7 protein-coding genes are annotated in these 6,171 nt (G+C 68.5%); 1 reads left to right on the forward strand and 6 read right to left on the reverse strand.

Translation table 11 applies throughout. From position 1 onward, the window contains the following. Window positions 1–15: 15 nt before the first annotated feature. The 6 genes from bchY to DM995_RS09295 form a co-directional block, all read right to left on the reverse strand. A complete protein-coding gene (bchY, locus tag DM995_RS09270) occupies window positions 16–1,560 on the reverse strand; it encodes a chlorophyllide a reductase subunit Y (protein ID WP_116969239.1) in 1,545 nt (514 codons plus the stop codon). Then, a complete protein-coding gene (locus DM995_RS09275; protein ID WP_066279970.1) occupies window positions 1,557–2,555 on the reverse strand; it encodes a chlorophyllide a reductase iron protein subunit X in 999 nt (332 codons plus the stop codon). The genes bchY and DM995_RS09275 overlap by 4 nt, the downstream gene beginning before the upstream one ends. Beyond that, window positions 2,552–3,478 (reverse strand): chlorophyll synthesis pathway protein BchC, encoded by a 927-nt coding sequence (bchC, locus tag DM995_RS09280; protein WP_116970397.1) that lies wholly within the window; start codon window positions 3,476–3,478, stop codon window positions 2,552–2,554. The genes DM995_RS09275 and bchC overlap by 4 nt, the downstream gene beginning before the upstream one ends. Window positions 3,479–3,642: 164 nt before the next feature. Further along, window positions 3,643–4,752 (reverse strand): methyltransferase, encoded by a 1,110-nt coding sequence (locus DM995_RS09285; protein WP_232824255.1) that lies wholly within the window; start codon window positions 4,750–4,752, stop codon window positions 3,643–3,645. Between the two features lie 5 nt (window positions 4,753–4,757). Continuing rightward, window positions 4,758–5,651: an alpha/beta fold hydrolase BchO gene (gene bchO, locus DM995_RS09290; protein WP_116969240.1), complete on the reverse strand. Its 894-nt coding sequence runs from the start codon at window positions 5,649–5,651 to the stop codon at window positions 4,758–4,760. Next, entirely contained in the window at window positions 5,648–5,794 is a 147-nt protein-coding gene (locus tag DM995_RS09295) for a hypothetical protein (RefSeq protein ID WP_198669309.1), read from the reverse strand. The genes bchO and DM995_RS09295 overlap by 4 nt, the downstream gene beginning before the upstream one ends. Here DM995_RS09295 and DM995_RS09300 point away from each other — a divergent pair. Further along, window positions 5,781–6,171 (forward strand): VWA domain-containing protein (locus DM995_RS09300; protein WP_286164941.1); only part of this gene is annotated, 391 nt, incomplete at its 3' end. The two genes, DM995_RS09295 and DM995_RS09300, sit on opposite strands and share 14 nt — an antisense overlap.

Below are 6,171 nucleotides of genomic sequence, written 5' to 3' on the forward strand. Positions count from 1 at the left end.
GGATAGGCAGCGCGCTCATGTGCCGACCGCCTCCTCGGACTTGGAGAGGCCCGCCATGCGCGCGGCATATTTTTTCTTGAACTCGGGCCGGTCGACCGGGGTGTCGCGCCAGATGCCGGCATTCTCTTCCTGGCCGACGCCGTCGAAGAAGCTCTGCATCCGGTTGAACCGGTCCTGGTTGGCGAGCGCGGCGTTGATGACCACGGCGAGCGAACCCGCGCCTGCCGGGCCCATCAGCGGGCGCGCCGAGATGAGGTTGGTGAAATAGAGCGCGGGGATCGCCTCGCTCTTGGCGTGCTGGACCACCGGGGTGGTGCCGATCGCCAGGTTCGGGCGATATTCTTCAACCGCCGCAATGTCCTGTTCCAGGCTGGCGCGGTACTGGATGCGCACGCCGCGCGCCTCGAGCCATTCGCGGTCGGGATCGGACCAGCGCGTTCTGGGGCAGGCGGTGCCGACATAGGGCACGTCCGCGCCGCTTTCGATCAGCAGCCGGGCGACCAGCAGTTCGGAGCCTTCATAACCCGAAACGGTGATGCGGCCGCTGATCGGGCTGGCGGCCAGCGCCGCGCGGATCGCAGGCAGGAAGCGGTCCTTGGCGGCATCGACCCTGTCCTGCGCAATCCCGCAGGCGGCGCCCACGGCATCGAGCCAGGCCGCCGTACCATCGACGCCGACCGGCGCGGAGCCGATGACGGGACGGCCCGCCGCCTCGAACTCGCGGATGCTGGCGGTGTAGAACGGGTGAATCGCGGCGACCGCGGCGCAATCGAGCGCGCTGTACAGCTCGCGCCACTCGCGCGTGGGAACGACCGGACCGGCGGCAAGGCCGAGCGGTTCGAGCATCTGGCCGATGCCGACAGGATCGGCGGGGAACATCTCGCCGAGCAAGGTGATCGTCGGGCGGTCGGGGCGCTGGCTGGGCGCGGCGACCGGGCCTTGCGACGCTTCCTTGCGGGCATAGGCGAGCATGGCGCCGGCCAGCACGTCCTTGGCCTCGGCATGGGTGGGCACGCCGAAACCCGGCACGTCGATGCCGATCACGCGTACGCCGTTGATCGCCTTGGGCAGGCCCTGGAGCGGCACGCCCGAGGCTGTCGGCACGCACAGGTTGGTGACGACGATGGTGTCGTAGAGCGCCGGGTCCGCCATCTGGTGGACTGCGTCGCGAATATCCTCGTAGAGCTTGCCGGTGACCAGCGTTTCCGAGCTGAACGGCACATAGCCGACCGAGCGGCGCGCACCGTAGAAATGCGAGGTGAAGGTCAGCCCATAGACGCAGCAGGCCGATCCCGAGAGGATCGTCGCGGTGCGCCGCATGCGCAGGCCGACGCGCAAGGAACCGAAGGCCGGGCACATGCTCTGCGGCTGATCGTGCGGGCCTTGGGAAGGATCGGGCGGATAATCGGCGGCATAGCGTGCCAGCACCTCGCCCTTGCCCGCCTGCTCCGCCGCCGCGCGCATCGTGTCCTTCGACGCGCAACCGCCCTCGACGGGAACCGCCGCAAGGTCGATCCTGTCAGGACTGCGTGGCGCGGGAAAGGTGGGGCTTTCGCTCATATCTGGTCGTACACCACTTCGAGCGAGGGCTTTTCCTCGAACACGCCGCCGCGCATGTCCGCCTGCGTCGCCGGGACCAGCTCGACATTGCCGCCGGTATCCTCGGGCTTGAACAAGCCGAGCAGCCCGTCCTGGGTCAGCGGGCGCGGATGGGTCGGCTGGGCATCGGCGACGTTGATCGCCAGCTCCTCGAACAGCGGAGCCCATTCGGTATCGGGGCGGCCGATGATCTGGTAATTGGCCGACTTGCGGCGGATGTCCTCGTTCGCGGGGATCGAGGCGAGCACCGGAATGCCCACGGCCTCGGCAAAGGCCTGCGCCTCGCCGGTGCCGTCATCCTTGTTGATCAGGATGCCCGCGACGCCGACATTGCCGCCCATCTTGCCGAAATAATCGACCGCCTTGCAGACATTGTTGGCGACATAGAGCGATTGCAGGTCGTTCGATCCGACCACGATCACCTTCTGGCACATGTCGCGCGCGATCGGCAGGCCGAAGCCGCCGCAGACCACGTCGCCGAGGAAATCGAGCAGCACGAAATCGAAGCCCCAGTCGTGGAAGCCGAGCTTCTCGAGCAGTTCGAAGCCATGGATGATGCCGCGGCCGCCGCAGCCGCGCCCGACTTCGGGGCCGCCCAGCTCCATCGCGAACACGCCGTCGCGCTGGAAGCAGACATCCTCGATGCGCACCTCTTCGCCGGCGAGCTTCTTGGCGCTGCTGGTCTCGATGATCGTCGGGCACGCCTTGCCGCCGAACAGCAGGCTGGTGGTATCGGACTTGGGATCGCAGCCGATCAGCAGCACGCGCTTGCCCTGCTGCGCCATCATGTAGCTGAGGTTCGAAAGGGCAAAGCTCTTGCCCGATCCGCCCTTGCCGTAGATCGCGATGATCTGCGTTTCCTTGGTCACCGGGCCGGTGGCAACGGGATCGGGTTCATGCGCGGCTTCCTCGCGCAACGCGGTGACATCGGGACCAGAGTTTTCTAGCATAGTCATGCGCAAGCGCTCCAATCGAGTATCATCTTGAGGCAGGAAGGGTCGGTGAACGCGGTCGGATAGGCAGCGGGCGCATCGGCGACCGGCTGGACATGGCTGACCAGCCCGGCCAGGCTGAGCGCCCCGCTGGAGACCATCGCGCGGATCGCGACCAGATCGTCCGGACCCCATTCGGCGGCGACGCAGATGCGCGCCTCGCGCATGAAGGCCGGGGGAAAGGTGAAGCTCAAGGGCTGCTGGTAGAAACCGGCGAGCGTGACCTCGCCTTTCTTCGCCAGGCGGCCGATCAGCGTGTCGAGCAGGGTGCTGTCCCCGCTGACATCGCAGATGCTGCGATAGTCGCGGCGCTCGTCCGCATCGGGATGGATCACGGCATAACCATGGTCGCCCGCCGCGCGTTCGGCATCGATCTCCCAGACGGTGGGCGCAGGCGCGCCGCTGGCAATGGTAAGCCGCGCGAGCAGGCGTCCGAGAATGCCGTGCCCGACGATCAGGTCGGGGGCTTCGCCGCCCGCCATCGCATGCAGCGCGGTCGCGGCGAGCGCGAACAGTACGCCATCGCTGCCCCAGCTCTCGTCGATCGGCAGCGCGCGGGCCGAGGGGACGACCAGCCGGCGCGCCGATCCACCGAACAGGCCGCGCGCATCGGCAAAGCAGTTGGCCCCGGGGACGAACACCCATTCGCCGATCCGGGCGCGGCAATCGCTGCCCGACTCGACGATGCGGCCGACCGATTCATAGCCGGGAACAAGCGGATAGCCCATTCCGGGAAAGTTCGGCATCCGGCCGGTGAACAGCAGTTTCTCGGTGCCGGTGCTGATGCCGCTCCACGCGATTTCGACGACCACATCGCCGTTTTCCGGCGGATTGAGCATCAGGGGGCGAAGCGCAAGGCGGTGCGGCGCTTCGAAAATGACGGCCATTGCCTGCACGTGCGCGCTCCCCTTGTTCTTGTGACAGACCCCCGGAATGGGACCTTCCATCAAGGTGTCATCTTATATTAACGCCCTCTAGTGTCAATCTAGGTTTACAGCTTGAAACGCATTAGTTCCGCGACGGAATGCGAGCGTCTTGCAACAGGGGGAGGTCAGGCCGTAGCGGCAATCACGCGGGTGACGATGGGCAGGCCGGTGCGGCGTTCGCGCCATCCGGCAAAACCCGCCCGCTCCAGCATCGCGCCGATTTCCTGCGGGGTGCGCGCGCGGCCCGAGCCCATCGCGAGCAGGTAGAAGCCGAAATAGGCATCCGCCATCGCCTCGGCGCCGGGCGTCCCCGCCATCGGTTCGGCGATCAGCAGCGTGTCGCCGGGCTTCAGCGCCGCGCGGATCTTGACCAGCAAGCCCTGCGCCAGATCGTCGTCATGATCGTGCAGGATGCGGATCAGCGTGATCAGGTCATAGCCTTGCGGAATCGGGTCATTGCGGAAATCGCCGGGATGCGCCGTGACGCGCACGCCCGCGTCCTCCAGTTGCCGCGCGCCGATCGCGGTGACGGCGGGAAGATCGAACAGCCCGAAGTCGAGCCCCGGTGCGGCCTTCGCCACCGCCGCGATGAACGCGCCCGCGCCGCCGCCGACATCGAGCATCCGCCGATGCCGGGCAAAGCGCCAGGCGTGCACCACCTGGTCGGCGACCATCGGCTGCGAGGCCGCCATCAGCTGCGAATAGGGCGAGACCGCCGCCTGGTTCTCGCCTTCGCTGCCGTCGCCCAGCGCATAGGGCCAGTAGCCTGCGAGCGCGCCGGGTTCGCTGCGCTCGCCGCGCAGCAGCGACAGCGGATCGGCGAGATCGGCATAGAGCAGGTGATGGTGGCGGATCATCGCAATTGCGCCGGGATTGCCGGTCAGCGCGACGCCCTGTTCGCCGAGCATCCAGAGGTCATCGCCGACGCTTTCGATCACGCCAAGCGCCGCCGCCGCGCGCAGCAGCCGGTGGGTCGCATCCTCGCCCAGCCGTGCCAGCGCGCCCAGTTCCGCCGAGCTGGCGGCGCCCTGTTCCAGCCGCGCCACGATCCCGCTTTCGACACAGGCATAGAGCGTCTGCGAATAGGTGAACCCGGCGATGATATCGAACAGCCGTCGCGCGCGCACCCGCGACACGCCGCGCGCGAAAATCGAGCGCGAGGCCCAGGACTGGAAGGCGGGGTTGCCGATCATCCGGTTGCGCCAGCCGACCCAGCGCTGCTTCCACCCCGCCATGCTGGTCAGGCCGCCACGGCGGGGCTGGTCGCGGCAAAGGCGAGGATCATCTCGGCGATCCGGTCGGGGGCCTCTTCATGCGCCAGATGTCCCAGATCGGGAAGCACGGCAAGTTCGGCTCCGGGGATCAGCCTCGCCGCGCGCTCGACCGAGTCGGCCGGGACCATCGCATCGCGCCCGCCATGGATCAGCAGGGTGCGCCCGGACAGTCCCGGCAGGCTGGCCGAGAGCGTTTCGAGGTCCCAGTTCGCCATCATCCCGATCGCGCCCGCGCAATGGTCGGAGGTGCGGAACAGACGATGATAGAGATCGATGCCGAGATCATCGATGCGCGATCCGGTCGAGGATTTGAGGAACCGCGCGACCTCGCCCCTGCTGCTCGCCATCTGGGCGAAGATCATCGCGGTGAACGGGTTGACGAACAGCACGCGCGCCAGCGCCGGGAACAGCCGCGCGGCCAGCCCCGGGAAGGGCATCAGCGCGGGCGTCAGGCCGACCAGCGTCGCGTTCCAGCGCGCGTCCATCGCCAGCCGCGCCCCGATCGCTGCGCCCGCCGAGTGACCGACGATCACCGCCGGTGCGGCATGGCCCAGCTTGGCGAGCAGCTCGCCCAGCGCCTTCGCCATGCCCGGCAGGCTCTGCCCGCCCGAAATCCGCCCGCGCGTGAAGCCATGGCCCGGCATGTCGGGCGCGATCACCAGATAGTGCTTCGCCAGCAGAGGCAGCAGGTCGCGCCAGCTGTGCGTGGCCGCGCCGGTGCCATGGACCAGCAGCAGCACAGGAGCATCCTCGGGCCCGGCGATCTGGACATGCCAGTCGAGCATCGCGGTGCGCACGAAGCGGCTGTGCGCGCGATTGGGCCAGTCCTGCCCCTCGACCTCCCAGCGAACCGAACTCATGCTGTCTTCCCGAACTGCAGCGCGGACACCGCCTGCTCCACCCCCCGCGCATCGGCGCGCGGCAGCGCCAGATAGCGCGCGCGCATCGCGGCTGCAATCGCCGCGGCCTCGGGCTGGGGCCGCGCGGAAATGTCGATCACCACGCCCTGCGTGCCCGAAGCGGCAAAGCGGCGCGCGGCGGTGCCCTGGCAGGAGATCCGCCGGCAGCAGGAGGCGCAGCACGCGCCAAAACGCCTGCGCATCCGCAAGGGCGATCTGCGCATCCGCCGGTTCGAGGAGCGCGCCGAGGCGCTGACGATCTTCGCGGTCGATGCCTCGGGCTCGTCAGCGCTCGCGCGGCTGGCCGAGGCCAAGGGCGCGGTCGAGCTGATGCTGGCGCAAAGCTATGTCAAGCGCGCGCAGGTCGCGCTGATCGCCTTCCGCGGCACCGGTGCCGAGCTGCTGCTGCCGCCGACGCGCTCGCTCACCCGCGCCAAGAAGGTGCTGGGCGAGCTGCCCGGCGGCGGGGGCACGCCGCTGG

The sequence above is a fragment of the Blastomonas sp. UPD001 genome (assembly GCF_003426715.1).
Lineage (GTDB): Bacteria > Pseudomonadota > Alphaproteobacteria > Sphingomonadales > Sphingomonadaceae > Blastomonas.